Annotated in this window: 28 protein-coding genes and 2 tRNA genes; 13 read left to right on the plus strand and 17 right to left on the minus strand. The window is 66.1% G+C overall.

The window, feature by feature from the left end:
- Window positions 1-6 precede the first annotated feature (6 nt).
- Window positions 7-441 carry a hypothetical protein gene (locus VYI76_RS10450; protein WP_326524687.1) on the plus strand — a complete coding sequence of 145 codons (435 nt, stop codon included), beginning with the start codon at window positions 7-9 and terminating at the stop codon, window positions 439-441.
- Between the two features lie 28 nt (window positions 442-469).
- Here VYI76_RS10450 and VYI76_RS10455 read toward each other — a convergent pair whose 3' ends face one another.
- The 9 genes from VYI76_RS10455 to VYI76_RS10490 all read right to left on the minus strand — a co-directional run bounded on the left by VYI76_RS10455 (window position 470) and on the right by VYI76_RS10490 (window position 8,644).
- Window positions 470-1,405 carry a hypothetical protein gene (locus tag VYI76_RS10455; protein WP_326524688.1) on the minus strand — a complete coding sequence of 312 codons (936 nt, stop codon included), beginning with the start codon at window positions 1,403-1,405 and terminating at the stop codon, window positions 470-472.
- The gene (locus VYI76_RS10460; RefSeq protein WP_326524689.1) at window positions 1,402-3,948 is read right to left on the minus strand and encodes a hypothetical protein; all 2,547 of its coding nucleotides are present in this window, start codon (window positions 3,946-3,948) and stop codon (window positions 1,402-1,404) included. Before VYI76_RS10460 ends, VYI76_RS10455 begins: the two co-directional genes overlap by 4 nt.
- A complete protein-coding gene (locus VYI76_RS10465) occupies window positions 3,945-4,796 on the minus strand; it encodes a molecular chaperone (RefSeq protein ID WP_326524690.1) in 852 nt (283 codons plus the stop codon). The genes VYI76_RS10460 and VYI76_RS10465 overlap by 4 nt, the downstream gene beginning before the upstream one ends.
- Before the next feature lie 240 nt (window positions 4,797-5,036).
- Window positions 5,037-5,693, minus strand: a complete 657-nt coding sequence (locus VYI76_RS10470; RefSeq protein WP_326524691.1) for a hypothetical protein — start codon at window positions 5,691-5,693, stop codon at window positions 5,037-5,039.
- A gap of 69 nt (window positions 5,694-5,762) precedes the next feature.
- Window positions 5,763-6,368: a hypothetical protein gene (locus VYI76_RS10475; protein ID WP_326524692.1), complete on the minus strand. Its 606-nt coding sequence runs from the start codon at window positions 6,366-6,368 to the stop codon at window positions 5,763-5,765.
- A gap of 388 nt (window positions 6,369-6,756) precedes the next feature.
- A complete protein-coding gene (locus tag VYI76_RS10480; protein ID WP_326524693.1) occupies window positions 6,757-7,872 on the minus strand; it encodes a hypothetical protein in 1,116 nt (371 codons plus the stop codon).
- Window positions 7,865-8,050: a DUF6538 domain-containing protein gene (locus tag VYI76_RS16825; protein ID WP_443018926.1), complete on the minus strand. Its 186-nt coding sequence runs from the start codon at window positions 8,048-8,050 to the stop codon at window positions 7,865-7,867. The genes VYI76_RS10480 and VYI76_RS16825 overlap by 8 nt, the downstream gene beginning before the upstream one ends.
- A gap of 89 nt (window positions 8,051-8,139) precedes the next feature.
- Window positions 8,140-8,215 (minus strand) — tRNA-Ala (locus tag VYI76_RS10485).
- A gap of 111 nt (window positions 8,216-8,326) precedes the next feature.
- Window positions 8,327-8,644 carry a TIGR02300 family protein gene (locus tag VYI76_RS10490; RefSeq protein WP_326524694.1) on the minus strand — a complete coding sequence of 106 codons (318 nt, stop codon included), beginning with the start codon at window positions 8,642-8,644 and terminating at the stop codon, window positions 8,327-8,329.
- Between the two features lie 102 nt (window positions 8,645-8,746).
- Between VYI76_RS10490 and aroA the strand changes: the two genes are divergently transcribed.
- Window positions 8,747-10,087 carry a 3-phosphoshikimate 1-carboxyvinyltransferase gene (aroA, locus tag VYI76_RS10495; protein ID WP_326524695.1) on the plus strand — a complete coding sequence of 447 codons (1,341 nt, stop codon included), beginning with the start codon at window positions 8,747-8,749 and terminating at the stop codon, window positions 10,085-10,087.
- Window positions 10,084-10,716 (plus strand): (d)CMP kinase, encoded by a 633-nt coding sequence (gene cmk, locus VYI76_RS10500; protein WP_326524696.1) that lies wholly within the window; start codon window positions 10,084-10,086, stop codon window positions 10,714-10,716. Before aroA ends, cmk begins: the two co-directional genes overlap by 4 nt.
- 46 nt (window positions 10,717-10,762) lie before the next feature.
- Here cmk and VYI76_RS10505 read toward each other — a convergent pair whose 3' ends face one another.
- Entirely contained in the window at window positions 10,763-11,263 is a 501-nt protein-coding gene (locus VYI76_RS10505; RefSeq protein ID WP_326524697.1) for a hypothetical protein, read from the minus strand.
- A 377-nt stretch (window positions 11,264-11,640) separates the two neighbouring features.
- On the opposite strand from VYI76_RS10505, the gene rpsA reads away from it, so the two are divergent.
- The 5 genes from rpsA to VYI76_RS10530 all read left to right on the plus strand — a co-directional run bounded on the left by rpsA (window position 11,641) and on the right by VYI76_RS10530 (window position 16,009).
- The gene (gene rpsA / locus VYI76_RS10510; RefSeq protein ID WP_326525091.1) at window positions 11,641-13,353 is read left to right on the plus strand and encodes a 30S ribosomal protein S1; all 1,713 of its coding nucleotides are present in this window, start codon (window positions 11,641-11,643) and stop codon (window positions 13,351-13,353) included.
- Window positions 13,354-13,501: 148 nt separating this feature from the next.
- Complete coding sequence (locus tag VYI76_RS10515) at window positions 13,502-13,780, plus strand: integration host factor subunit beta (RefSeq protein WP_326524698.1); 279 nt, start codon at window positions 13,502-13,504, stop codon at window positions 13,778-13,780.
- A 272-nt stretch (window positions 13,781-14,052) separates the two neighbouring features.
- Window positions 14,053-14,139, plus strand: a tRNA-Leu gene (locus tag VYI76_RS10520).
- A 137-nt stretch (window positions 14,140-14,276) separates the two neighbouring features.
- Window positions 14,277-15,590 carry an ABC transporter substrate-binding protein gene (locus VYI76_RS10525; RefSeq protein WP_326524699.1) on the plus strand — a complete coding sequence of 438 codons (1,314 nt, stop codon included), beginning with the start codon at window positions 14,277-14,279 and terminating at the stop codon, window positions 15,588-15,590.
- Window positions 15,591-15,595: 5 nt separating this feature from the next.
- The gene (locus VYI76_RS10530; RefSeq protein ID WP_326524700.1) at window positions 15,596-16,009 is read left to right on the plus strand and encodes a DUF4112 domain-containing protein; all 414 of its coding nucleotides are present in this window, start codon (window positions 15,596-15,598) and stop codon (window positions 16,007-16,009) included.
- A gap of 4 nt (window positions 16,010-16,013) precedes the next feature.
- Here VYI76_RS10530 and VYI76_RS10535 read toward each other — a convergent pair whose 3' ends face one another.
- From VYI76_RS10535 to nadC, 3 genes are all read right to left on the minus strand, one after another.
- Window positions 16,014-16,724 carry a ribonuclease T2 family protein gene (locus VYI76_RS10535; RefSeq protein ID WP_326524701.1) on the minus strand — a complete coding sequence of 237 codons (711 nt, stop codon included), beginning with the start codon at window positions 16,722-16,724 and terminating at the stop codon, window positions 16,014-16,016.
- On the minus strand, window positions 16,721-17,149 hold the full coding sequence (locus VYI76_RS10540) for a hypothetical protein (RefSeq protein ID WP_326524702.1): 429 nt from the start codon (window positions 17,147-17,149) through the stop codon (window positions 16,721-16,723). The genes VYI76_RS10535 and VYI76_RS10540 overlap by 4 nt, the downstream gene beginning before the upstream one ends.
- Before the next feature lie 65 nt (window positions 17,150-17,214).
- Window positions 17,215-18,063 (minus strand): carboxylating nicotinate-nucleotide diphosphorylase, encoded by an 849-nt coding sequence (gene nadC / locus VYI76_RS10545; protein WP_326524703.1) that lies wholly within the window; start codon window positions 18,061-18,063, stop codon window positions 17,215-17,217.
- A gap of 51 nt (window positions 18,064-18,114) precedes the next feature.
- Here nadC and VYI76_RS10550 point away from each other — a divergent pair, with 51 nt between their 5' ends.
- Complete coding sequence (locus VYI76_RS10550; protein ID WP_326524704.1) at window positions 18,115-18,867, plus strand: polyphosphate kinase 2 family protein; 753 nt, start codon at window positions 18,115-18,117, stop codon at window positions 18,865-18,867.
- A 69-nt stretch (window positions 18,868-18,936) separates the two neighbouring features.
- On the opposite strand, the gene VYI76_RS10555 is transcribed toward VYI76_RS10550, so the two are convergent.
- Window positions 18,937-19,641: a glutathione S-transferase family protein gene (locus tag VYI76_RS10555; RefSeq protein WP_326524705.1), complete on the minus strand. Its 705-nt coding sequence runs from the start codon at window positions 19,639-19,641 to the stop codon at window positions 18,937-18,939.
- Window positions 19,642-19,715: 74 nt separating this feature from the next.
- On the opposite strand from VYI76_RS10555, the gene VYI76_RS10560 reads away from it, so the two are divergent.
- A complete protein-coding gene (locus VYI76_RS10560) occupies window positions 19,716-20,861 on the plus strand; it encodes a glycosyltransferase family 4 protein (protein ID WP_326525092.1) in 1,146 nt (381 codons plus the stop codon).
- A 178-nt stretch (window positions 20,862-21,039) separates the two neighbouring features.
- Here the strand turns inward: VYI76_RS10560 and VYI76_RS10565 are convergent, their stop codons facing one another.
- A complete protein-coding gene (locus VYI76_RS10565; protein WP_326524706.1) occupies window positions 21,040-21,363 on the minus strand; it encodes a DUF2218 domain-containing protein in 324 nt (107 codons plus the stop codon).
- Window positions 21,360-21,812, minus strand: a complete 453-nt coding sequence (locus tag VYI76_RS10570) for a PadR family transcriptional regulator (RefSeq protein ID WP_326524707.1) — start codon at window positions 21,810-21,812, stop codon at window positions 21,360-21,362. Before VYI76_RS10570 ends, VYI76_RS10565 begins: the two co-directional genes overlap by 4 nt.
- Before the next feature lie 340 nt (window positions 21,813-22,152).
- Between VYI76_RS10570 and VYI76_RS10575 the strand changes: the two genes are divergently transcribed.
- On the plus strand, window positions 22,153-23,463 hold the full coding sequence (locus VYI76_RS10575; RefSeq protein WP_326524708.1) for a replication-associated recombination protein A: 1,311 nt from the start codon (window positions 22,153-22,155) through the stop codon (window positions 23,461-23,463).
- A 146-nt stretch (window positions 23,464-23,609) separates the two neighbouring features.
- Here the strand turns inward: VYI76_RS10575 and VYI76_RS10580 are convergent, their stop codons facing one another.
- On the minus strand, window positions 23,610-24,170 hold the full coding sequence (locus tag VYI76_RS10580; protein WP_326524709.1) for a hypothetical protein: 561 nt from the start codon (window positions 24,168-24,170) through the stop codon (window positions 23,610-23,612).
- A gap of 679 nt (window positions 24,171-24,849) precedes the next feature.
- On the opposite strand from VYI76_RS10580, the gene VYI76_RS10585 reads away from it, so the two are divergent.
- Window positions 24,850-26,169, plus strand: a complete 1,320-nt coding sequence (locus VYI76_RS10585; RefSeq protein WP_326524710.1) for a serine hydrolase domain-containing protein — start codon at window positions 24,850-24,852, stop codon at window positions 26,167-26,169.
- Window positions 26,166-26,507 carry an MmcQ/YjbR family DNA-binding protein gene (locus VYI76_RS10590; protein ID WP_326524711.1) on the plus strand — a complete coding sequence of 114 codons (342 nt, stop codon included), beginning with the start codon at window positions 26,166-26,168 and terminating at the stop codon, window positions 26,505-26,507. The genes VYI76_RS10585 and VYI76_RS10590 overlap by 4 nt, the downstream gene beginning before the upstream one ends.
- Window positions 26,508-26,709 lie beyond the last annotated feature (202 nt).

The following is a 26,709-nucleotide window of genomic DNA, read 5'->3' on the forward strand; positions in this document are numbered from 1 at the left end:
AGAAGGATGACTTGGGTTTCGACAAACTTGATGCGAAACAGGGCGCTCGGCGGAGCCGCGGCGCTCTGCGCCATCATGGCTACTCAGCCAGCCCTCGCACGGGAAAGTGCGAGCGGCAGCTTTCAGATAAGCGCCACGGTCCCCTTGGCATGCTGGGTCAACCACACCACCCAGGCCGATCCGCTGACCGGAACCACCGGACAGGTGACCGAAGGGTGTAACAGCCCGGCGGGCTATACAGTGTCGGTCATGCACCGTCCGCTGTCGCTCGTCGAGCGCGCCGAACTGATCTACGGCTCCCACAGGATTAATCTGTCCGCGATCGGGACCCAAGAGGTTCACCGCCAATATGGTCCTCGGATTCAGCAGATCGCCTATCGCTTCGGCACCGTGTCCCTGGAAACGCCAATCACGTTGTCGATGACCATCCAGCCGATCTGACCGGGCGCAGGATCAGCCGGGCGCGGGATCAGATAGCGGCCACCGTAAACGTGACCGTATCCCTGTAGGCGCCCGCGCGCTTGGCCTGCGTCTCGCCGATATCGATCGTAACGGGATAGTTGTCGAGCCGCGCCCTGTCGGACACGACCTGGAACCCCGCGGATGTGGACAGATTTAGGTCAAACTGTCCGATGCGCAGCCGATAATCGATGAACCAGGGCAGGCTCTCGTGCTTCAGTCGCCCGCGGTTCTCCGAACTGACGGCGACGCGATACCCCCCCGTCGATGCCACGAAAACCGTGAAGGGCAAATCCTGGACGCCCGATTTCAGCTCGCCCAAATTCACGACATTTGTCCCACGCGCCCGCGCCAGTTCCCCCTTCACGCCGATCATCGCGGCGGGGATCACATCGACGCCGAGGGTAATCGGGCGCGATCCCAGCACCGCCCCCTCGGTGCTCAGAAAATTCACGTCGATCGACTGCGTATACTGCCCCTGCGAAACCAGGCCGCCCGGAACCGCGACCATTGAGATCAGCTCCAGGCTGCTTTCGCCAGGCTGCAAGCGTATGAGCCTCAAGCTCTGGCGGATCGTGCTATTCCCACCGCGGGGCGTGATGTCGCTGCGCGATTTCTGGTCTATCAACTGATACTGGATGACTTGCGGGCTGGTAGTCGACCACAGTCCGTACTGCTCGCCGTTCACCGACGTTCCCAGGATGCCGACGCACTCGGTTTCACCACGATTGATGATGTTGAGTTCGATGTTGGTCTGAATTTCATCGGCCTCCAGAGTGTTATGGCGGACGATGATCTCATTCTGACGTGAATCGACGGTGACCGCGCACGGTATCTGCGCGAGCGCCGGGCTGCTGATGGAAGCCACCAGCGGGCCGACAATCCACCACAACCCCCAGTCGCGAACGCGGTGATGGCACCTCCCGCCCTGCCTCGACATGGTCACGGCTCCTTCCTCGGCTCGACCCCGACAACGCCGAGATCCAGGAGGCCATTGTTATCCGGCGGCACGGTGAATGTGAAGCTCATCGGCCCGTCGGCAGTATAGGTCACGCGATACGTCACTCCCGGTTCGAGCCTGGCGATCGCGAAGCGGCCGACGCTATTGGTGAAGAATGGTTCCGGTTCCGCGTCATTCTGATCGCTCCGGCGCAACACGCCGCTGATCAGCGCGACCGGCTTGCCATCGCGCCCGTGCAGCGTCCCGATCGCGCTGACAAAAGCGGCGCTACCGACCTCGATCATGTAGCCGCTCTTGTAGGCCGGGCGCACGCGCTTGGCGCCGTCGCCGATGTCATAGCCCAGCGGCGCATCGACCACATCGTAGCGCACCGTCTGGTTCAGGTAGGAATTGAGCAGGTTCTGCATCGCCGGGCCGAACACGCCACTCTTGCTGACATATCGCCCGTTTTCCAGGCTGTCGCCGACGATCACATCACGACCTTTCAAGGTAGGATGCGGACTGACCAGCGCGAAACTGTCATTGATCGTGCGCCCGACGGCCAGCTTGCCACCGGCATATGCCAGCGAGGTGCCGACGCGCAGCGTGGTGATGCTGTCGCGTCCCAAGCCATCGAAGTCGGATCCTATCCGAGTGTGCGTAAAATTGGCGTCGAAGCGGTTGGCGACATAGTCGAGTTGGCCGCCGACCGACTTCGCGGTGTCGCTCGTCGTCGCCGTGACCGAATAGCCGAACGATCCCGCGCGGTTGTCGACCGTTTCCTGGAAACGCGCGCTGCCCAGATTGCGTAAGCTGTTATATCGAAGCTCGCCGCGCCGATTATAGCGCGGCTGCCACACCAGCCCCACGGTCAAGCCGATTCCATCGGTGCGCCCAAAACCGTCGCGAAAACCGGTCTTCAAATATTCGAAGCCCGCCTGGACCGACCATTCCCGGCTGAACCGGTAGTTCGCGATCGCCGACACGCTGTAGGCATCATCCTGCAACGCGCTGCGACTGACGCGGTACGAAGCGGTCGTCGTCGCGAACAGATTGGGCGTGAACCGTTTCGTGTAGGTTCCGGTCAGATTCCAGGAGATCGGGTTCGCCACCTCGACCAGTCCGATCGTCGTATAATTCGCGGAGGTGAAATCGACGACGAAGGTCAGCGTGTCGTAGCCGCTGGCGCCGCCGACAATCTGGTCATAGCCGGCGGTCGCGGCGAAGCCGACACCCTCGTTCGCTTTGCTTGCGCCAAGATCGAAGCGCAGCCGCGCGCTGTTCGGCAGGATAAATTGAGTCTGCGCGGTCACATTCTGTACGTCTTCGGACAATTGCGCGCCGACCCCAATCGCCGGCCGGTTCAAGAACGCCTTGCGCCAGAAGCCGGTGAACACCGGTATCCCCCGCGAATAATCGGGGTTACCGAAGCCGCCCTCGTCGAGCACTCCCAGATAGGCGCCATATTCATGGTCGCCGGCCTCCAGGTCTATCGTGTCGAGATACGCCTGGTACGCGAAGGATTGGCGCGTGCCCGAAACACCCTGCACCTCGATATCGATATCGTTGCTGCCCGTGTCGAGCGGAAGGTTCGAGATGTCGTACTGCCCGGCATCGAGCGCGAACTCACGCTGGAAAAGTCCGTTCCGGCTAACCCGCACGGTCGATTGTTCCTGCAGCACGAGACGGCGTCCGGCCGCGAGAACGTTGCTGCGAAATGCGTCGAAACGCTGGCGCTGGCGGCTGACGCCGATCCCCCCCATGTTGACGAAGCCCTGCCGCCCCCGGGTTTCGGGATCGAGATCGCCAAGGAACCAGCGCCGTGCGTCCTGCGGCTGATCGTAGACGAAGCGGGCGTAGCGGCGATCGATACCATAGCTGTCGTCGATGAAGTCGCGCCGCGTCTGGAAATCGGCCTCCAGCACCAGGTTGTTGTAACGGATCGCGCCGTTCAGGAACAAATCCGGCCTCCGGAGACCTTCGCCGTCGCGGGAATTACGCGCCAGAATGGTGTTGATGTTCAGATATGCGCTGAACGGCAGCGGCGCATCTCCCGGCTGTTCGGCGGAATTCGGCCGATACAGTATCTCGACCGAGCGCTTTTCGGGCGCGATCTTCAGGATCAGCACCGCCAGTTGTTCGGGATCATAGTCGAGCCGCACGCCCGCCGCGCTGATTTCTTCCGGCTCGAACCTCTCCTTGTCGCCGATGATCGTTTTCAGTTCTTCGCGCGCGTCCGGGGTCAGGAGCGGTGCGATCAGTTCCTGAAAGGCGTTGGAAGTGACGATGAACCGGTCATCGCGCGTCAGCAGGACCGGCAGTTCGCCAAGCACGCGCTGATTGAACTGGAGCGGGGCAGTGATCGTCACGTCACGATCATAGGGATTGATGTTGCGCCGCGTCGGGCCGGCGGGAGCGCCCGTCGGTGGCGAGACCTGCTGGGCGGCACCGGCGTCACCCACCGCCGTCTGCGCGTCGGAAGGGGTAATGATCGCGAGGCTCGCGGTTACGGCGAACCCGCTCGTCGCGACCCGACGACGGAGGGTCACCGAAGAAATCGGATGCTGACCGGCTTGGCCGGATCCAGCACGACGCCGGTCGGCAGCGAGAAGGTCCGCTTGCCCCCGGCGGGTGCGACATAGCCGACGCCGACGACCTGTGACAGTTCCTCCTGGCCATAGGTGCGCTCAAACGGTTTCCCGTCGGCGCCGGTGGCCGAGACAGCCCATTTTGCGCCGCTCATCAGCGCGTAGCGATTGCCCTTGTTCGTAACAACCACTTGCAGGCCGGGCATCGGCGCGGGCTTGTCCTCGGGCTGCGTCGCGCTCTTCAGCGCGGGGTCGATCTCCGGCGTTGGCGGCACGATCATCTGCGGCTGCGCCGAAGCCACCTCAACCTGCGGCTTGGCGCCGGGCGGAGCGACGACGACCAGCGATTTCATCGTGTACAGAACGTTGATCGCGACGGCGGCCTCGGTCCCCTCGATCTTCTGGGGATTGGTCTCGACGGGAAGCTGCCGCACCCAGACGTAATAGGCTTGCGACGTCGGGATGTCGGGCTTGCCGACCCACTGGACGCGCACCATCTGCCGCCCCGAAGCGGCGACCAGGCCCTGCGGCGGGAAGACGAGGAAATCCTCGTCCGCGGGTGTTTCCTGCAGTACGCCATTCTCGTCGAAATCGATCCGCGTGATACGCGTTTCGAACGGCAGGGGGACGCTGCTGACGTTGCCCACCTCGATACGTGCGACCGCTCCGGCGCCGGACGTCGTGAGTTCGGAAACCATCGGTGACACGCGCATCGCCAGCGCGGACGTCGATGCGACGATTCCGATCAGCATCAACACTGCGTAACGACGCAGCCGGGCCTTCAGCCTCGACAGGCGCAATATGATCATGCCCCACCCCTGGGTATCTGAAGCGGCCTCTTGCCCAAGCCGTTGGTACGCAAACCAGATCGTATCGACATTCAACTCAGGCCCAGTCGAAAACAGTGGTTTCGCCTGGGCCGGGACGTATTTTGGCACTCGGGCACCGGAAGCGCACGGGATCGCCATTTACAGACCAGTATGGGCTGAATGTCGACACAGCCTTAACACCGGGGGACCGTAGCCCCCCGGTGCCCAGGCCTCTACGCCTTACATAGCGGCGAGAACAACCGTGACCGTATCGGTGTAGGTGCCGGCAACCAGCGCCTTCGTCGGATCGGTCAGGTCGATGCGGAACGCCGCGCCCGACTTCCAGGCCGCATTCGACTTGTTGTTCGTGCTGGCGGTAGCCGCAACCGAGAACTGGCTGATCGAGCCCTGCGGCACCAGCGTGCCCACCGCGCCGGCGGTGTACTGGACGGCGATCGAATACGGAATGTTCGCCTGGAACACGTTGCCGTCGTAGCCGCCGGTCGCCGCGTCGGCGTTGACCAGACCATTGGCGCCATTGGTCTTGGTGACGGTCATCGTGTTGGCGGTGTTGCAGCCCGCCAGGTTGGTGCGGGTGTGGCCGTTCGGGGTGCCGACCGCCGTGAACACGTTCTCGACCGAGCTGGTGGCGTCGGCATGGATACCGATCGTGCCGAAGTTCAGGTTGTTCAGATCGCCGCCGGCGCCCAGGACGCATGCCTGGTTGACCGAACCGGTCACGGTGAAGTCGGCGGTTTCCGAATTGGAGGCGGTGCCCACATTGCCCGGGTTGGCCGGGTTGACATAGGTCGCGTTCGACGCGGCGGTCTGTGCCGATGCCGAGTTGGCGGTGAGTGCGAGTGCCGCCGAAGCGAGAACCAGATACGAGGTCTTCATTTCATTCTCCTTGCGTGTGAACCATTTCACCAATGTCCTGACCGCTCCCGCGACGGAGGGTCAGATTTCTTAGATGCGCGGATTGATCGTGATCGTGATCTTGTCCGCATATTGACCGGCAAGCAGTTCCGTCCCCGCCGGCAATTCTGTTTGAAGTCGTATTTCTCCGCGCCCCATCGCGATCGCGTTGCCGCTGCTGAGCACGCTGCCGCCGATCATGTCGCGGCTGGAAAAATCCGCGCGCAGCGACTGAGGATCGGGCGTCAGTGTGGGCAGCGTGACCCCGAGGCGATAGCCGAGCTTGCCGCCATAAGGGCCTTCGCCCTCCGGCCGCGTGCTGTGTGCGATGCCACCCGAGGATGAACGGAAAACCAGGTCGAACGGCAGGTTACAGCCGATGTCGAATTCAGCGACCGCTTGCTGTCCGTCGCCGAGCGTCCCCAGAGCCAGTGTGGCGCCGCCGGCGATGCTGCAGTCCGGAGTGACGCTGCCGGTCAGCACGAGGCTGATCGAACTGGTCGCGCTGGACGTTATCGCCGCGGGGATGTCCGTGGTCTGCGCAGACGCCGATCCAGGCGATCCGGCCAGGCAGGCCGCCATCATGACAAGCGCCACGTATGCCGAGCGCCCGCGCCGACAGGACACGAGAATGCGCAACGCCAGCGTGTGCCCCATTTGCCCCCCTAAGCGCGATAACGACGACACCAAAAGTGCCATCGGACCGAGAATTTGACCGGTAATCGATCCCCATCAGGACCGCAGCGACTCGCAGGTACACTTAACGATCCGTTAAGATCGTGCGTATGCAGGTTTAAGGTGAGTCGCAAGCAATTGCTCAACGATAAGAATCGCTTGTCACATTCTGGCACGCTGCGCCGCGCGCTTAAGGAGTAGCCTCCGTAACATTACCGCCGTTGTGGATGAGCCGGCGTTCTGTCTCGACTGTGCGGGCCAAACACTATCATGGTTTGAAGCGGTACTGCGCGATGCATGCCGAGTGAACTGGTTGCTTCACCGCAAGCTCGCCGCTCAATATCACCCCCGCGACGCGGCCTGCGCTCCGCTAGTCTACACCGCGATCTGCGCCAACTGTGCTGACGACGGATAGGAGGGCCGGCACTCTGGATGGTACAGGTGCGGGGAGGAAATCCAGAAGGTCGCCAAAGCACATGGGATCAGCGACCAAGGTGGGATGTGGCGAATATCCGTCGTTCCAGAATTTGGGTTCGACAATGTCGCGTGCGATACTCATGCTGAAGAATCTGCGAGGTTGTGGCGATCGATTGTCGGGCCCAGCATGGAGCAAATCACTCCGATAAAGAATGACGCTGCCCTTCCGGGGCGCCGTCTGTATCAAATGGAACATGTTATCAAGAACGTCACGGTAGCGATAAAGCCTCCACAACGTGCGCGGGCCGAGCATAGCAAGGCTGAACTGGGAATTTTTTCCCAACGCAAAGCGCAACACATTTGGCTGGTGCTGATCCCACTTTTTCGAGAACACCCGGTCAAGAAATTCACCAGGCGCCAACGAGGCCGTCTTGCTCGTGCGCATACCCCATAGCTTTTTCAGGTTATGGAGGAAAATGCGATAGTTGCACTTTATTCGAAACAGTTCGCTCAATGCATTGGCGTCGCCGCCGTGCTTGCTTTCAGAGCCACCGTACATGTGTGTTCCAGGAACAAACACTGTCCCGCCCTGTTGTTCCGATACATCTTCCACGGCAGCGAAAAGGCTGATCACCCCGCTTGGGTCCCGGTGAACATATTGATGCGACGAGCCGAGATAGCTGGTCAATGTGGTGACTTCGAGAAGTGAACGTGACCGGCCACAATATTCCGATAACACGCCCTCGAGACGCTGACATAATCCGGCAGCAAAACCTTTGACGGGCGGCGTCAGGGGAAGGGAGCAGAAGTCGCGGCGCGCATAACGATTATCCGTCTCGCTGGCGAAGGAGCCGCGGTTACGATCCGGATCGTCGATGGTTTGACGTATCAGCTCCAGACCGGCATCCGCCTCCTCATCCGACAGGAGGTTGGTTAGAATGACCAGACCGTGAGTATCCATCACCGTCCGCGCTTGCCGGACGCAGTCGTCACTGAGCTTGCCGTTCCGATCCAGGACGGCAGGCACTTCGAACTCGAACGTATCGCTGGAGGCCGTGAATTCATTCATGCCAATCTGCCTTCAACGATCCGACGCTTCCCGATGAACCGCCTGGCGGTCGCCCGGGCCCTACCGTCCGCAGGGACGCCATGAACTCGGATTTGCCGCCCGACGCGGGGCGCAATTCAACCGGTATGACACGCCGCAAATGATAGACGGCGCCGCGTGGCTGAAGGTACGTACACATGGCTTTCGCTCCTGTTACGAATGTAACAGCCGCTTGTAAAAAGCCTAGGTTTTTGCCGTTTCCGCGCTGTTTCAGCGACTTAGAAACGATGGTGGAGCCGAGGGGGATCGAACCCCTGACCTCTGCAATGCCATTGCAGCGCTCTCCCAGCTGAGCTACGGCCCCGAACCTTCGGGATATACCCTGGGAAGGCGAGCCCTCTAGTCGGGCTTTCCGCCTTTGGCAACCGGGTTCACGCGGCTTTTTCAGGCAGCGTTTGCGTGAACCCGATCGCGATCAGCTCTCGTCGTCCTCGCCGGCCGTCTTGACGCCCAGATCGTCGTCGCCGCCCAGATCGACGTCGTCGTCGGCCGAGGGTTCCTCCTCCTCGACATCGACGTCCAGATCGTCATCGCCCAGGTCGCTGTCGGCGACTTCCTTCTTCTCGGTCTTCACCTGCTCGAATGGCAGCGGCTGCTTCGATTTCAGGATCGGTTCGGGCTGCCAGTTCACGCCGCATTCGATGCAGGTGACGGGGTCGTCTTTGCCGAGGTCGTAGAAGCGGGTACCGCACTTCGGGCACGCACGCTTCGTGCCCCATTCGGGCTTGATCATGGCTGCTCTCGCATCTTGGAAAGAGAGGGGTATTGCGACGGGGAGCCGCAAAGTGGGGGGCGCCTTGCCATAGCGCAAGCGCACTGTCAAAGACCGCGCCCGATGAGCCATTCCGCCCCCTCCCCGCTGACGATCGGGCCACGCGGCCCGCTGGCCGGCCACGTCCGCGTTCCGGGCGACAAATCGATCAGCCACCGATCGCTGATGCTGTCGGCGCTGGCGGTCGGCGAAAGCCGGGTCGAGGGGCTGCTGGAGGGCGAGGACGTGCTCGCCACCGCCGCAGCGATGCGCGCGATGGGCGCCGACATCGAACGCGGCACGGACGGCGTGTGGCGCATCCACGGTGTCGGCGTGGGCGGCCTGCTCCAGCCGGCGGGCGCGCTGGAGATGGGCAATTCGGGCACCTCGACCCGCCTGCTGATGGGCCTGATCGCGTCCCATGCGATCACCGCGACCTTCACCGGCGACGCTTCGCTCAGCAAGCGGCCGATGGGGCGGGTGATCGAGCCACTGGCGCGGATGGGCGCGGACATCACCGCCAGCCCCGGCGGGCGCCTGCCGCTGATGCTGCGCGGCATCGTGCCGGCGGTGCCGATCGAATATACCCTGCCCGTCGCCTCCGCCCAGGTGAAATCCGCGATCCTGCTCGCCGGGCTCAACACGCCGGGCATCACCCGCGTGATAGAGCCGGTCGCGACGCGCGATCACAGCGAGCGGATGCTGGCCGGCTTCGGTGCCGAACTGACGGTCGAGGACTCGACCGCCGGCCGCGTCATCTCGATTCGCGGTGAAGCGGAACTGAAGCCGCAGAACATCACTGTCCCCGGCGACCCCTCGTCCGCCGCCTTCTGGATGGTCGCGGCGTCGATCGTGCCGGGATCGGACGTCACGATCGAGAATGTCGGGCTCAACCCCACCCGCGCCGGCCTCGTCACCGCGCTGCGCCTGATGGGCGCCGACATCGTCGAGCAGGACGCCCGCACCGTCGGCGGCGAACCGGTCGCCGATCTGCGCGTCCGCCACGCCGCGCTGTCGGCGATCGAGGTGCCGGCCGAACTCGCGCCGTCGATGATCGACGAATACCCCGCGCTGTTCGTCGCCGCCGCCTATGCGGAAGGGACGACGATCGCGCGTGGGGCGGAGGAACTGCGCGTCAAGGAATCGGATCGCATCGCCGCGATGGCCGCCGCGCTCGGTGCCAACGGCGTGACGTGCGAAGAATATGAGGACGGCATGGCGGTCACTGGCACGGGCGGCGATCCGATCCCCGGCGGCGGCACGGTCGAAACCCATCTCGATCACCGCATCGCGATGAGCATGGCGGTCGCCGCGCTCGCCGCCCGCCGGCCGATCACGCTCGACGACGCAGGGCCGGTCGCGACCAGCTATCCAACCTTCTTCGCCACGCTCGACGCGCTCATCGGCGAGCCCGCACCGGCATGATCATCGCCGTCGACGGCCCCGCCGCGTCGGGCAAGGGCACCATCGCCCGCGCGCTCGCCCGGCACTATGGCCTGCCGCACCTCGACACCGGCCTGCTCTACCGCGCGGTCGCCGCGACATTGCTCGATCACGGGCTGGACCCGGAGATCGAGGCCGACGCCGTCGCCAGCTGCGATTTCGACGAACGCCTGCTCGCCGACGACCGGCTGAAGGACGATGGCGTGGGCAAGACCGCCTCGATCGTCTCCGCCCATCCGCTGGTCCGCGCCTCGCTGCTCCAGCGGCAGAAGCGCTTCGCCGCCCAGCCCGGCGGTGCGGTGCTCGACGGGCGCGACATCGGCACGGTGATCGCGCCGGATGCGCAGGCCAAGCTGTTCGTCAAGGCGACCCCGATGATCCGCGCCCGCCGCCGCCATGCCGAGCTGAAGGGGCGCGGCTCGAACGTCAGCTTCGATCAGGTGCTGGCCGACATCCGCACCCGCGACGAACGCGACAGCTCGCGCAGCCAGGCGCCCCTGAAGGCGGCCGAGGACGCGGTGCTGCTCGATACCAGCTTCCTGTCGATCGACGCGGCGGTGGAACGCGCGGTGCAGATCGTCGAGCGCGCGGTGGCACGGCATCGGTTGTGAGGGGTTGGTTGGTACGACGGGTAGCGCCCGCTATCGGACATTCAGCCTAGCAGTTTCGGTCAACCAGTTCGGACCAGAACGGAATGTGGCGGGCGGGGCTGACCTGTTGCCACCTGCCAATCTCGTTAGCGATGTAATTGGTGAGATTTGCTCCGTAGTAGATCACATCCGACTGCATGACCGAGAAAACGGGGTTGCCTGCTTCCTGCGGCGTTTCTGGAATATATCGGTGCGAGTATAGCGGGATTAGCCGAGGCGCAGCGTCCACTATCGAAGTTAAAATAGCAGCGCGATCCCCGGCGGATTTAGGCCTCTCACCCCATTCGGGCCACCAGAGGTTGTTGTTTTCCAAATCGAACAGAAGGCCTTCTAGCGGATGCTTGAGCGCGCGACGGATGTCTTGGTTGTCTGACCGCCAGTCCCACCAATCGACAGGACGTCGGTCGAGCAACAAATCAACCAGGTCTGGCGGAAAGCGGAGGCCATAGCGTTCCTGCGCCTCTGCAAGTTCGTCTGCCCTATATCCGCTGGTCCATACGTCTCGCATTGTTGCATCATGGCATCGTCGATGTCCGCTTTCCACCCACCTCCGCCACGCCGTCAGACGGAGCGGCTGCGCTGCCCCGCTGCCCGCCGTGGCGTCTGCCCGGCTTGCTCGCGCAAGCCAGGCGCGCCCACTTCTTGCCATTTCCCCCCTTCGCCGCTAAGGGGCGCGCGTCCGTCGGGCCGCAGCGCTCGCGGGGATGGCGCGCCGGCATTGCCCGGCATGCGCCGTTTCGCATTCGACAGCGTCGAGTCCGTAGTCCCCGCAACCCGCGATGCAGCCCGCGCGGATGCCGCGTCCGGCATACGGTCGCCGCGGCGGATCGGCTTGAAGACCGCCGGATACAACCGGCCGGCCGGAAAAAACGACTGAGGACTGACATTTCTATGGCAACTGCCGCCAATCCCACCCGCGACGATTTCGCCGCCCTGCTCGATGAGACGTTCGGCGCCGCCGACAGCTTCGAGGGCCGCGTCGTCATCGGCACCGTCACCGGCATCGAGAATGATCTCGCCGTCATCGACGTCGGCCTGAAGAGCGAGGGCCGCGTGCCGCTGCGCGAGTTCGCGGCGCCGGGCCAGAAGGCCGAGCTGAAGGTGGGCGACGAGGTCCAGGTCTATGTCGATCGCGTCGAGAACGCGAACGGCGAAGCCATGCTCAGCCGCGACCGCGCCCGCCGCGAAGCCGCCTGGGATACGCTGGAGGGTGAGTTCGCCCAGAACAACCGCGTCGACGGCGTGATCTTCGGCCGCGTCAAGGGCGGCTTCACCGTCGATCTGTCGGGCGCCGTGGCGTTCCTGCCCGGCTCGCAGGTCGATATCCGCCCGGTCCGCGACGTGACCCCGCTGATGGATATCCCGCAGCCGTTCCAGATCCTGAAGATGGACCGCAAGCGCGGCAACATCGTCGTGTCGCGCCGCGCCGTGCTGGAAGAGACCCGCGCCGAGCAGCGTTCGGGCCTGATCCAGTCGCTGCACGAAGGCCAGATCATCGACGGCGTCGTCAAGAACATCACCGATTACGGTGCATTCGTCGATCTGGGCGGGATCGACGGCCTGCTGCACGTCACCGACCTCAGCTACAAGCGCGTCGGCCACCCGAACGAGGTGCTGAACATCGGCGACACCGTGAAGGTGCAGATCATCCGCATCAACAAGGACACGCAGCGCATCTCGCTCGGCATGAAGCAGCTTGAGAGCGATCCGTGGGATGGCGCATCGAGCAAGTATCCGGTCGGCGCCAAGCTGTCGGGCCGCGTGACCAACATCACCGAATACGGCGCCTTCGTGGAGCTGGAAGCGGGCATCGAGGGCCTGGTCCACGTCAGCGAGATGAGCTGGACCAAGAAGAACGTCCATCCGGGCAAGATCGTTTCGACGTCGCAGGAAGTCGAAGTGGTCGTCCTTGAGGTCGACGCCGACAAGCGCCGCATCTCGCTCGGCCTCAAGCAGGCGATCAGCAACCCGTGGGAGGCCTTCGAGGCCGCGCACCCGGTCGGCTCGACCGTGGAAGGCGAAGTCAAGAACGCCACCGAATTCGGCTTGTTCATCGGCCTCGACAACGACGTCGACGGCATGGTCCACATGTCGGACATCGCCTGGGGCATCTCGGGCGAGGACGCGCTCAACCTGCACCGCAAGGGCGAGATGGTCACCGCCGTCGTCCTCGCGATCGAGCCGGACAAGGAGCGTATCTCGCTCGGCATGAAGCAGCTTGAGCGTGGCGGCCCGGTCGTCGCGGCGGCCGGCGACAAGCTCAACAAGAACAGCGTCGTCACCGTGACCGTCCTCGAAGTTCGCGATGCGGGCCTCGAAGTGCAGGCGGGGGACGACGGCGCGACCGGCTTCATCAAGCGCACCGACCTCGGCCGCGATCGCGACGAGCAGCGTCCGGAGCGGTTCCAGGTCGGCCAGAAGTTCGACGCGATGGTGACCGGCTTCGATCGGTCGAAGAAGCCGACCTTCTCGGTCAAGGCGATGCAGATCGCCGAGGAAAAGCAGGCGGTGGCCCAGTACGGTTCGTCCGATTCGGGCGCGTCGCTCGGCGACATCCTGGGCGAAGCGCTCAAGGCGCGGAACGCCGAGACCAAGTAAGCGTCTCGGAAAGGGGGCGGCGGATCGGATCCGCCGCCCTTTTTTTATCCCGGACAGGTTGATGTGGATAAAGATCGCAGCGTAAGGGGAAGCGTGCAAGGAAGCACCGCCCCGGTGCATCCGTACGGGTACGCTCTTGGGGGGCGGAATGATCCGGTCTGAACTTGTCCAGCTTCTGTCGCGCGACCATCCCGATCTCGCCACGCGCGATATCGAGAAGATCGTCGATATCTTCTTTGACGAGATCGTTTCGCGACTGATTTCCGACGGTCGCGTCGAACTGCGCGGCTTCGGTGCCTTCTCCACCCGTGCCCGCGATGCGCGCACCGGCCGCAACCCCCGCACCGGCGAATCGGTGGACGTGGGGGCGAAGCGCGTCCCCTATTTCAAGCCGGGCAAGGAAATGCGGGCGCGGTTGAACGTGTGAGGCGGCCACCGACAAGGTGAACGGAGCGAAGCGAGTGAGCCTGGTCGGCGGACTCGCCGAAAACGCGGCCGGCCTCGCGGCACGCGAGGTCCGACGTCACGACACGGCTTTGCCGGGTCGCGAATTTCGGGCAACAGCTTCGATAATGAACTATCTAGCGCATCGAGCCGTCATGCGAGTAAATCGCATGACGTCGGTCCTTGCCTGCAGCAAGGCCGGCCGGCTCGGTCCCGTCGCGAATAAGCTGCGCTTATCCGTCGCGGAACCAGCGCGCGGACGTGGCGAAATTGGTAGACGCACGGGACTTAAAATCCCTCGCCCATCTGGGTGTGCGGGTTCGAGTCCCGCCGTCCGCACCATCTTCCTCGGGATCGGCGCCGCGCTGGCGCTGGCAGGCTGCGAGCGGCGGCCCGATGACATTCCCGTCGTCGTCAGCATCATCGGCGACGCCCGCACCGCACCTGACGCCCGCGGCGCGCTGACGCCGGTCGGGCGCGTGCTGCGGCTGTCGACCGCGCAGGGCCTGGTCCGCTTCGATGCGACCGGAGGGATCGAGCCCGGTCTCGCCGAACGCTGGATCGTGATCGACGACGGCCGCAGCGTCATCTTCCGCCTGCGCGAGGCCGAATGGCCTGACGGGCGCGCGGTAGTCGCCGCCGATATCGTGCCGGTGTTGCGCCGCGCCGTCGCGCGCGGTGCGGCCAGCCCGCTCACCCCCTATCTGACCGCGATCGACGAGATCGTCGCGATGACGCCCGAGGTGATCGAGGTCCGGCTCAGCCGCCCCCGCCCCGATATATTGAAGCTCTTCGCGCAGCCCGAGCTGGCCATTCCCGCGCGCGGCGGCGAGGAAGGCAGCGGCCCGTTCCGCATCGCCGACCGCGCGGACGGCTGGATCATGCTGCGCCCGGTCACGCACCTGGCCGCTTCCGACGAGGCCGAGGACGATGCCGCGCCCCGCCCCGAGGAGCTCGTCCGCCTGCGCGGTGAGCGGGCCGGCATGGCGATCACCCGTTTCGCCACGCGCGCCTCCGATCTGGTCGAGGGCGGCACCTTCGTCGACTGGCCGATGGTGCCGTTGTCGGACGTCGCCCCGGCCAATATCCGCACCGACGCCGCGGCCGGGCTGTTCGGCCTGCTGGTCGCCAACCGCGACGGCTTCCTGTCGCAGCGCGACAACCGCTCGGCGATCGCACTGGCGATCGATCGCGCCGCGTTGACCGCCGCCTTCGCCGACGGCTGGACGCCCAGCGACGCGATCCTTCCCGAAACGCTCGATTCGGCCTCGCCCCCCGCCCAGCCCGACTGGGCAAGCGTGCCCGAACCCGAACGCCTTGCCGCCGCGCAGGCCCGCATCGCGCTGTTCCGCGGCGACGATACCACGCCGATCACGCTGCGCATCGCCCTGCCCGAGGGCCCCGGCGCCGCCTTGCTCTACGGCCTGCTCGCCCGCGCGATCGGCCAACTTGGCCTGATCACAGAACGTGTGCCGCTGGACGATCCAGCGGCCGATCTGCGGCTGATCGATCGCGTCGCCCCCTATGACAGCGCGCGCTGGTATCTGCGCGCCGCGTGCCAGCCCTGCGCGGCACCGATCGCGCAGTTGATCGCCGAAATCCGCATGGCCCCCGACATGCCCACGCGCGGGCGGATGCTGGCCCAGGCCGATTCGGCGCTGACCGCCGACGTCGCCTATATTCCGATCGCCCGGCCACTGCGCTGGTCGCTGGTCGCGACCCGGCTGCGGCAATGGACGCCGAACGCGCGCGCGATCCATCCGTTGAACCGGCTGCGTCCCGATCCCAGATAGGCGGCATGGCCCGCCCCACCCCGCTCGCCCCCGACTATCGCCTGTCGCTCGGCAAGGACCCGGCGGCCGTCCGCGCCCGCGTGGAAGCGATGGAAAAACTGCTCGAACGCAGCTTCGTCGTGCCAGGGATCAACCAGCCGGTCGGCCTCGATTTCATCATCGGCCTGGTGCCCGTGATCGGCGATGTCGTCGCCACCGCGCTGGGTAGCTGGATCGTCTGGGAAGCGCGCAACCTCGGCCTGTCGAAGTGGCAGCTCGCGCGGATGTCCGCCAACGTCGGCTTCGACCTGATGCTGGGTGCCGTGCCGCTCGTGGGCGACGCGGCGGATTTCTTCTTCCGTTCGAACACCCGCAACCTGCGGATCATCCGCAAGCATCTCGATCGCCATCACCCGTCGGCCGCGACGATCGAGGGCTGAAACGCTACCGCGCGCCGCGCCAGATCTTCAGCCGCCGCGCCGCCGGCAGCGATCGCTGGTGCGACGGGCAGCGGGTATAGGCGAAGCGCGTGTCGAGGCACACCCACACCTCGTCCAGCCAGCCCTGCCGGTTGGCGGTGATCCGCAGCATGTCGGCGGTCAGCCCACGGTTGGCACGGGCGAAGGCGGCGGCGAACTGGCCGGCGGTCAGTTTCTCGCGCCGCGACAGCGCGTCCATGTCGGGATAACGCACCCGCGCGTACAGGCTCCCCGCCCGCTCGAAATAGGCGCGCGGCGGAATGCCCATGCAGGTGCCGTGCTTGGCATATTCGTGCTGGATCAGCTGGGTCGACGGCGTCGCGCACAGATTGCGGCGGATCGTTTCGGCGTCCAGGATCTTCGCCGGCGCGCAATATTGCGGCCATTCACGCCCCTTGCCGTCAGGCCACAGGCCGTGGAGCGTGAAGCCGAAGCGGTTGCCGCTGGCGCACTGGAAGCTTGCCGAGGCGTCGCGCGCGTTGGCGTGGCAATATTGCGGCGCCCAGGTCAGCGCCAGCGTATAGCCGCCGATCGGCACGACACGCTTCGGTTCGCGCAGGCTCGGGCCGTCGTGGCGCGGCGTCTCGATCCGCTCCGGCACCGCGCACTTGTACGCCTGCGCGCCCGCCGCCGCGGGAAGGGTCAGCGCCGCGACCAGCAGCGCCGTCCGGATCATGCCGCCGGCTCCACCGCCCGATCACCGCCGAACCACGGGCGGGCGTCGGCGCGGAACAGCATCGCCGCCGCCGCGACATAGAGGATGTTCTGGAGCGCGGCGGGCGCCACCACCGCCATCGGCGCGCTGCCGGAGCCGAAGCCATAGCCCAGCACCGCAAGCAGGCCGACGCCCCACACCGCCAGCGCGGCGACGATCCAGCGCGCGATGTTGCTGCCCAGCCGCGCGACGCAATACCAGAGCGCGATGGCGATCACCGCGCGCGCGAAAAGCGTCGCCCAGGCGAGCCATGGCATCCCCGCCGCCATCGGATCGTTCGCCAGCATCCGGGCCTGCACGTCCCAGGTCTGGAATATCGATATCAGCCCGACGACGAACGCGGCGAGATAGAGACGCTCGAACCAGATGATCGATTGCGGACGCATCGCCCACTCCCCCTTTGTGCCCCGAGCCATTTGCCGGCTCTCGTCGATCAGGATAGCCGAACCGGTCAGTCCGGCAAGACGGGGCTGAAATCCAGCCCGATATCGGCGGCCGGGGCCGACTGGGTCAGGCGGCCGACGCTGATATAGGTGACGCCGGTTTCCGCAATCACGCGGATCGTCTCCATCCGCACGCCGCCCGATGCCTCGGTCGGCACGCGCCCGCCGACCAGGATCACCGCCCCGCGCAGTGTCGCCGGGTCCATGTTGTCGAGCAGCAGGTGGGTCGCCCCCGCCGCCAGCGCGGGCTCGATCTGGTCAACGCGGTCGACCTCGACGATGATCCGCCCGATCCCCGCCGCCGCCGCGCGGCGCACCGCCTCGCCGACCGATCCGGCGACCGCGACGTGGTTGTCCTTGATCATCGCCGCGTCCCACAGGCCCATGCGGTGGTTGGTGGCGCCGCCCATCCGCGTCGCATATTTCTCCAGCCGCCTCAGGCCCGGAATGGTCTTGCGCGTGTCGAGCAGCGTCGCGCCGGTCCCTTTGATCCGATCGACATACTGGCGCGTCAGCGTCGCGACGCCGGTCAGATGCTGGACGGTGTTGAGCGCGGACCGCTCGGCCGTCAGCATCGCGCGCGCGTTGCCCGACAAACGCATCAGGTCGGTGCCCGCGCCGACGCGGTCGCCGTCCCCGACCAGCCTTTCGATCGCGACGCCCGGGTCGAGCGCGCGGAAGAAGGCCTCCGCGATCTCCAGCCCGGCGATCGTCGCTGCGTCGCGGCTGTCCATCACCGCATCGAACCGCGCGTCGGCCGGGATCACCGCCGCCGACGTCACGTCGCCGCCTGTGCCCATGTCCTCCGCCAGCGTCGCGGCCACGAAGCCGTCCAGGTCGAATCCGTCGATGGTCATGCCGCGGCTTGTGGCATAGGCTGTCCGCAACGGACAGCGGAAGAAACATCGATGGCGAACGACAGACTCAAGGGGATGGAGGCGCTGCAACTCGGCCTCGTCGAGCTGCAACAGGCGATGGCGGCGGGCGGCGACCGCGCGGTCATCGTACTCGAAGGGCGCGACACGGCGGGCAAGGACGGCCTCATCAAGCGGCTGACCGAACATCTGTCGGTGCGCAACACCCGCGTCGTCGCCCTGCCCAAGCCGTCGGACCGCGAACGCACCCAGTGGTTCTTCCAGCGCTATGTCGCGCACCTGCCGGCGGCGGGCGAACTCGTGATCTTCAACCGCAGCTGGTATAATCGCGCCGGGGTGGAGGTGGTGAACGGCTTCTCGACGCCGGCCGAACAGGCGCAGTTCCTGCGCGAAGTGCCCGATTTCGAACGCATGCTGACGGACAGCGGCATCGCGCTGGTCAAGCTGTGGCTCGATATCTCGAAGGGCGAACAGGGACGGCGACTGGACGCGCGGCGCGGCGATCCACTCAAGGCGCTCAAGGTTTCTCCGCTCGACGCCGTCGCGCAGGAAAAATGGGCCGCCTATTCCGCCGCGCGCGACGCGATGCTGCTGGCGACGCATACCAGCGCCGCGCCGTGGACCTGCGTCGCCACCGACGACAAGCCCGACGCGCGCAAGGCCGCGATCCGCCACATCCTGCGCACGCTGGCCCCGGCGGAGATCGCGGACGGGATCAAGCCGCCAAACCCCGACGTGCTGTTCGTCTATGATCCCGATCTCGCCGCACAGCGCCTGGCCCCTTGACAAGATCCCCTCCCTTTAAGCGGAGGGATCGGGACAGACGGTGCGGCGAGCGGTGCTCGGGCGGCCCCCTTACGCCTTCGACGGGATCAGCAGTCCGCGCTGCACCGCCGGCCGGCTCAGCCCGCGCTCCAGCCACGCGGCCGCACGTGCGAAATCGTCGAACCCCACGATATCGCGCGCGCCGTAGAAACCGATCAGGTTGCGCACCCAGCCCAGCATGGAAATGTCGGCGATCGAATAGCCGCTCTTCAGGAACCAGTCGCGATCGGCGAGCACGCCGTCCATCACCCCCAGCAGCCGCCGACTTTCGGCGACATAGCGGTCGCGCGGGCGCTTGTCCTCAAAGTCCTTGCCCGCGAATTTGTGGAAGAAGCCGAGCTGGCCGAACATCGGCCCGACGCCGCCCATCTGGAACATCACCCACTGGATCGCGTGCCAGCGGTCCTCCGCGCCCTCGCCCAGGAAACGGCCGGTCTTCTCGGCCAGGTAGAGCAGGATCGCCCCGCTTTCGAACAGGCCGATCGGCCGGCCGCCGGGCCCGTCGGGGTCGATCATCGCTGGGATCTTGCCGTTGGGGTTGAGGCTCAGGAAAGCGTCCGACTTCTGATCCTCGGTGGCGAAGTCGATCAGGTGCGCGTCATAGGGCAGCCCCGTCTCCTCCAGCATGATCGACGCCTTCACGCCGTTTGGCGTACTGAGCGAATAGAGCTGGATGCGGCTCGGGTCGGTCGCGGGCCAGCGGCGGGTGATCGGGAAATCGCTGAGGTCGGCCATGCGGGGGCTCCTTGTGACTGGGGTTGAGCGCAAAGATAGGCAAGCCGCCCGGCCACCGCTATGGCAGCGCCGCCATGTCGCCGTCCGACCTTCGCATCGCCCTGTTCAGCGGCAACTATAATTATGTCCGCGACGGCGCGAATCAGGCGCTCAACCTGCTCGTCGGCCATCTGATCACGCAGGGTGCCACGGTGCGTGTCTATTCGCCGACCACCGACGCGCCGGCCTTCGCCCCCACCGGCGATCTCGTCAGCGTGCCGTCGATGTCGCTGCCGGGAAAACGCGGCGAATATCGCGCCGCGCTGGGGCTGCCTGCGGCGACGCGGCGCGATCTGGCGGCGTTCGCGCCCAACCTTGTCCATGTCTCCGCCCCCGATTTCCTCGGCCAGCGCGCAGTCACCTGGGCGCGGGCGCGCGGCATCCCGGTCGTCGCGTCGCTGCACACCAGATTCGAGACCTATCCCCGCTATTACCGGATGGGCTTCCTCGAACGCCCGCTGATCGCCATGCTGACGCGCTTCTACAACCGCGCCGACGCGGTGGTGGTGCCGGGGCCGATGCTCGCCGACATCCTCAAGGGCTGGGGCGTGACGACGCCGACCGGCATCTGGTCGCGCGGGGTGGACCACGCCCGCTTTAACCCCGGCCGCCGCGATCCCGCCTGGCGCCGCGCGCTCGGCATCGGCGACGACGATGTGGCGGTCGGCTTCCTCGGCCGTCTGGTCCTTGAAAAGGGGCTCGACATCTTCGCCGGGGTGATCGCCGAACTGAAGCGCCGCGGTGTCAATCACAGGGTGCTGGTGATCGGCGACGGCCCCGCGCGCGACTGGTTCGCCGCGCGCGTTCCCGATGCCGCCTTCGCCGGCTTCCAGACCGGCGACGATCTTGGCCGCGCGGTGGCGTCGATGGACATTTTCTTCAATCCCAGCGTCACCGAGACGTTCGGCAACGTCACGCTGGAGGCGTTGGCGGCCGGCGTACCCGTCGTCGCCGCACGCGCTTCCGGCGCGGTCGGGCTGGTCGACGACGGTGTGACGGGCGCGCTGGTCGAGCCACGCGACGTCGCCGGCTATGCCGACGCACTTCAACACCTGATCGAGGATGGCGCCGCCCGCCACGCCGCCGGCGCCGCCGGACACGCCAGGGCGGCCGGCTATCAGTGGGACAGGATCAACCAGGCCGTGATCGACACCTATCTGCGGGTGGCCGCCCCCCGCTGACCCGCCTGCCGGCGGCCACGGTCGCGGCGCGCGCGCTCGCGACGGCAATGCCGGCCGGGTGACGAGGAATCCGCCTGTGACGGCCCCGGCCGCCCACCGTTCGTCCTCGACGACCACCTGATCCGCCGCCTGAGCGCCGACGGCAGGGTCAGGAAGTGGGTCTGTTAGGGCACGTCGCTCACGCCGCCGCTTCCCACTCGAACGCCAGCGGCGCCTCGCGAAACGCGAAGCGGTCGAGGTGCCGTGCCACCGCGCCCTTCAGCCCCTCCAGCTGCCCGTCGACGCTCGCGTCGATCCGGGTGAGCAGCGCGTCGCCTTCCGCGACGAAGGTCACCGTTGCATCGCCCGGCCAGTCCGCGCCGCGCGCGTCGCGCGGGAACACCACCGTCCCGCGCGTCGCGTCGAACTCGACCGCCAGATTATGCTGCCAGTGCTTGCACAGCTGCTGCAGATACCTGCTCGCATGCGCTGTCGGCGTGCGCGCCGTCGCCGACGCGCTCACAGCCGCTCGATCCGGCGCGCGGCGTCGTCGATGACGTCGGCGACCGCGTGGAGCGTATCCTGAGTCACCTCGCCCTCGCCAAGCCGGTGCTGGAGCACCTGCCGCAGATTGCCCATCGCGCGGCGCACCGGGCTGGCATTGCTGCGCGATCGCATCGTGCCGAGGGACGCCAGCCGATCCATCAGCGCGGCGACTTCCTCCTCGCGTTCGGTCAGGTGGGCCTGGCCGGCGGTGGTGATCGCGAACACCTTCTTCGCGTCGTCGCTCGCCTGCTCGGCGATCAGGCTCATGTCGGCGAGCATCGTCAGCGTCGGATAAACGACGCCCGGGCTGGGCGCATAGGCGCCGCCGGTGCGCTCCTCGATCTCGCGGATCAGGTCGTATCCGTGGCGAGGGCCCTCCTCGATCAGCTTGAGCAGGACGAGTCGCAGTTCGTCACCCGAATACATGCGCCGCCGCCCGTTGCGTTTCACCTCCTCCCAATGCGAGGCGAAGGCGGCGGACCATTGAGCCCAATCACGCCCGCCCCGCCCGGGACCGCAACGATGCATGCGATGATGATGTCCGAACATTCCAATGATCCTCTTGAATGACTTTCGATGCTTCCAAGATATATCTTGAAATAGCATGCGCAAGGCCGCTCGGTAAAAAACCTGTCATGCCCCGCCGCAGGCCCGAGGGCCGGCAGTCATCGATCGACATGCCCGACGCTCCGGCCTGCACCGGAGCACCGCGCGTTCGGCCACGCACAGGGATGACGCCACCCCCCGCACCCCCTACATTCCGCGCATGGCCGACCTCCTCGCCGGGCTCGAACCGGCGTCCGATCCCCTCCCCGACACCGCCCCGCTTGCCGACCGGCTGCGCCCGGCGCGACTGGAGGATGTCGTCGGCCAGGACCACGTTACCGGCCCCGAAGGCGCGATCGGCCGGATGGTCGCCGCCGGGCGCCTGTCCTCGCTGATCCTGTGGGGCCCGCCGGGCACCGGCAAGACGACGATCGCCCGCCTGCTCGCCGATGCCGTGGGCCTGCGCTATGCCCAGATCAGCGCAGTGTTCTCCGGCGTCGCGGATCTCAAGAAGGTGTTCGCGGAAGGCAAGATCGCCGCGCGCGCCGGCCAGCGTACGCTATTGTTCGTGGACGAGATCCACCGCTTCAACCGCGCGCAGCAGGACGGTTTCCTGCCCTATGTCGAGGACGGCACCGTCACCCTCGTCGGCGCGACGACCGAAAACCCCTCGTTCGAGCTCAACGCCGCGCTGCTCAGCCGCACGCAGGTGCTGATCCTCAACCGGCTCGATCGTGCCGCGCTCGGCCTGTTGCTCGACCGGGCCGAGGCGCTGATGGAACGCCCCTTGCCCGTCACGCCCGACGCGCGCGAGGCGCTGGTCGCCAGCGCCGACGGCGACGGCCGCTTCCTGCTCAACCAGGCGGAAACGCTCTGGTCGGTGGACCTGTCCGAACCGCTCGACCCCGCCGGGCTCGGGGCATTCCTGCAACGCCGCGTCGCTGTCTACGACAAGGACCGCGAAGGGCATTACAACCTCATCTCCGCGCTTCACAAATCACTGCGCGGCTCCGATCCGCAGGCGGCGCTCTACTATCTCGCGCGGATGCTGACGGCGGGGGAACAGCCGCTCTACCTGCTGCGCCGGCTGACGCGCTTCGCCAGCGAGGACATCGGCCTGGCCGATCCCAACGCGCTGGTGCAATGCCTGGCGGCCAAGGACGCCTATGATTTCCTCGGTTCGCCCGAGGGGGAACTGGCGATCGTCCAGGCGTGCCTCTACCTCGCCACCGCGCCCAAATCGAACGCCGCCTATGCCGCGCAGAAGGCCGCGTGGCGCAGCGCGAGGGAGACCGGCAGCCTGATGCCGCCCGCCAACATCCTCAACGCCCCCACCAAGCTGATGAAGCAAGCCGGCTATGGCGCGGGGTACGAGTATGATCACGACGCGGAAGGCGGCTTTTCCGGCGCGAACTACTGGCCCGACGATCTGCCGCCGCAGCGCTTCTACCAGCCGACCGAACGCGGCTTTGAGAAGCGCGTCGCCGAACGCATGGCGTGGTGGGACGAACGGCGGCAGGCGAAGAGCTGACCGCCCTTCATCGTCATCCCCGCGAAGGCGGGGATAAATTGCGACTGACGTCACGGATCGCTCGCCACGCCAGCCAGACTCGCCACGCCGCCCAGAATGGATTCCCGCCGTCGCGGCGGTGTCGGACTTGTTGGCGCGAGGAGCCGTCAGAACCCGAATGAAGCGGGGAGGCTCGATGGTGCGCAATAGCGCGCGCTGCGTTCCGAGCCGCCGTCATATGTTACCTTGAAGCTGGTTTCATTCGGAATCTCATACGTGTCCGTCCGCGTCTCGATCCCTTCCTCGCGGCCCCATGCAGCGCCGCCATCCGAGCATTCGGATGTCACCCGGTACGTCGTCCCTGTCTTTTCGATCTTCTTGTAGGTGCAGTTCAGGCTAAGGCCCGTTGGCGTCACCAGTGCCGCCATGTCGGCGTTTGATGCCTGATTGCAGGGCGAATCCGAATTGACGTAGTGGCCATGTTTCAGGGGAAGAGCCGCGACCGTCTCAGCGGTTGGCGCGGGGGCGCTGGCCGGAGCCGTTTCCACGGCAGCAGCAGGGGCGGCATCGCCGACGTTCGCGCCATTGGATGCGGCGGCCTCGGACAGCGTTTCAGCCGCGTTTTCTGTTTCGGCTTCGGCTGCGCCTTGGCCGCAAGCACTTGTCAGAGCCGTCATCACAAGGATGGCAGGCGCAAGAAAGAGATTTGTTCTGATCATTCTGGTCATGAAGCCCCTGCGCATGGAAATCCCGTTCAATCGGAAATTATTACGGGTTAAACGTGATCTTTATTACCCGTAAATGAATGAGGAGACGACAAGATTTAGGCTTGTTTTCTTAAGAGCTTGAGCGATTGTAAAATATTGCCTCGAACAAGGGCGTGTCCAGTATACGCCGGATCGGGCTCTATTCTGCACCGACATGAAAGCGGCACAGCGCCGCCGCAGATGTCCCCGTCCCCGTGCCGCGCATCTTGACTTGGCGGCGCATGGCGCGGAAGAAGGCGTATCGCAGGTGTGATACGAGATCGGCAGGCGGCGGCAAGCAAAGCGCACTACTTACACCAGCACGATGAGACACCGGAGCGCCCGAACCGACGCGAAGGCGGTTTCATCGCCCCACCGCAGCCTGTCCGCCTTGCCTTGCCCGATCTTGCCGCGCTGGCGGCGGATCATCTCACCTGTCTCAAGCGAATGACGACGGAATGGGAGCGCCCTTCCAAAGTCGGATGTCGTCTGCTTTGCTGCGGCCATGTCCGCCGATCGCATTCCCTCGTCCTGCCCTGCGCACCGCGCCGCACCGCGCTCCGGAAAATCCCGTCCCTGGCGTCAACCGTGTCAACCGATCGCCCGCTCCTGGCTCGCGATCGGCCTGCTGGCGCTCGCCGTCCCCGCTGATGCGCAACAGGTGCCGCCGGCCAGTCCCAGCCCCTACGCGCGCACCGTCGCCGCCGGATACAAGGCCGCGCTCTATTGTTCGGGCATCTTCAACGCCGGCCGCAGCGAGGCGCAGATCGACGCCGACGAACTGCGCGGCATCTATGCCCAGTATGACGCGATCGTGCCGACCCTGACGGCGAAGGTCGAACGCAGCCGCGCCACCGTCACCGTCGCGTTCGACGACGCGCTGCCGCCGCGCCGCGCAATATGGGCAGAGGGCAAGGGCTGCACGACGCTGCCGATCGGCGCGGTGTCTCCGCCCGTGGCGACCAGCTACCGCACCCCGCCCGGGCCGGCCGGAGCCGATCCCCGGCCCTGGCCGATCGGCGATGCCGGCATCGCGCCAAAGCCGGGCAAGGCGCTCGCTGTTACGGTCGGCACGGCATTCGACCGCACGACCTATGGCAAGGAGTCCGAGACGCTCGGCGTCGTCGTCGTGAAGGACGGCCGCATCGTCGCCGAACGCTATCGCGACGGCTTCGGCCCGTTCGTCTCGAACCGCACCTGGTCGGTTGCCAAGAGCCTGGCCGGCGCGATGATCGGCGCCGCGCAGCACCGCGGCATGATCGACGTGGCGAAGCCGGTCCGCATCCCCGAATGGGGCAGCTTCCCTTACGCCGATGCACGGGCGACGATCACCACCGACCAGCTGCTGCGCATGGCGAGCGGCCTGCACAGCGACACCGCCGGCAATCGCACCGACGCGCTCTATTTCGGCGGCGCCTCGGTCACCGAACAGGCCGGCGGCTGGCCGCTGATCGCCACGCCCGGAACACGCTATCGCTACGCCAACAACGATACCGTGCTCGCCATTCGCGGCCTGCGCGCGACCATGGCCGACGACCGCGCCTACGCCGCCTTCGTGCCCGCGCTGTTCGCGAAGCTGGGCATGAACCACACCGTCGCGGAGACCGACTGGCGCGGCAATTATGTCCTTTCCAGCCAGGTTTGGTCGACCGCGCGTGACCTCGCCCGCTTCGGCCTGTTCCTCGCCGCCGACGGCGTGTGGAACGGCGAGCGCATCCTGCCCGATGGCTGGGTCGCCGCCTCGATCACGCCCGGCGGCCCGCAACCTCCGACCGGCCCCGGCTATGGCCGCACCCTGTGGCTTTTCGGCCCGGCGCAGGGCCTGCCCGCCGGCAGCTACGCAGCGCAGGGCAATCGCGGACAATATGTGATGGTCATCCCCGCCGCAAAGCTCGTCATCGTCCGCCGCGGCGAAGATCCCGGCCCCGCCCGCTTCGACATCGCGAAATTCGCCGCGGACATCGCCGCGGCGGCGCGGTGAGGGACTGGGACGCGGTCGTCGCCTTCGCCTGCGCGTTGCCCGACGTAACGATGGAAAGCTTCTACGGCACGCCCTGTCCCAAGGTGAACGGCAAGGCATTCGTGTCGCCGGGCCGTGAGGCCGGCAGCTTCCACGTGATGAGCTCCCACGACGAAAAGGCGATCCTGCTGGAGACCGATCCCGACATTTTCTGGCAGACCGATCACTATAGAAACTGGCCCGGCCTGCTCGTCCGCTACGGCGCGGCCGATCCCGATCGCGTTAAAAACGTCATCCGACGCGCCTGGTGGGATCGCGCGAAGAAGGCGCAGCGTGCCGCATTCGGCGAACGCCCCTGACCGCTTCACCCGCTTCGTCGCGATCGACTGGTCGGGCGGGCGCCGTCAGCGACCACGCCACCGACGCGATCCTCACTTCCGCCCGGACGCGCGCCGTTGTCCGACCGCCCGAGGTTCGGCACCCTTTTGACCTCACACCATCCATCGCCGCAACCGAAGGCTGGACGTTCGGCGTGACCTGACGCATTGGGGGCATGGCGGA

Origin of the sequence: Sphingomonas sp. (assembly GCF_035910975.1) — a bacterium.
Lineage (GTDB): Bacteria > Pseudomonadota > Alphaproteobacteria > Sphingomonadales > Sphingomonadaceae > Sphingomonas.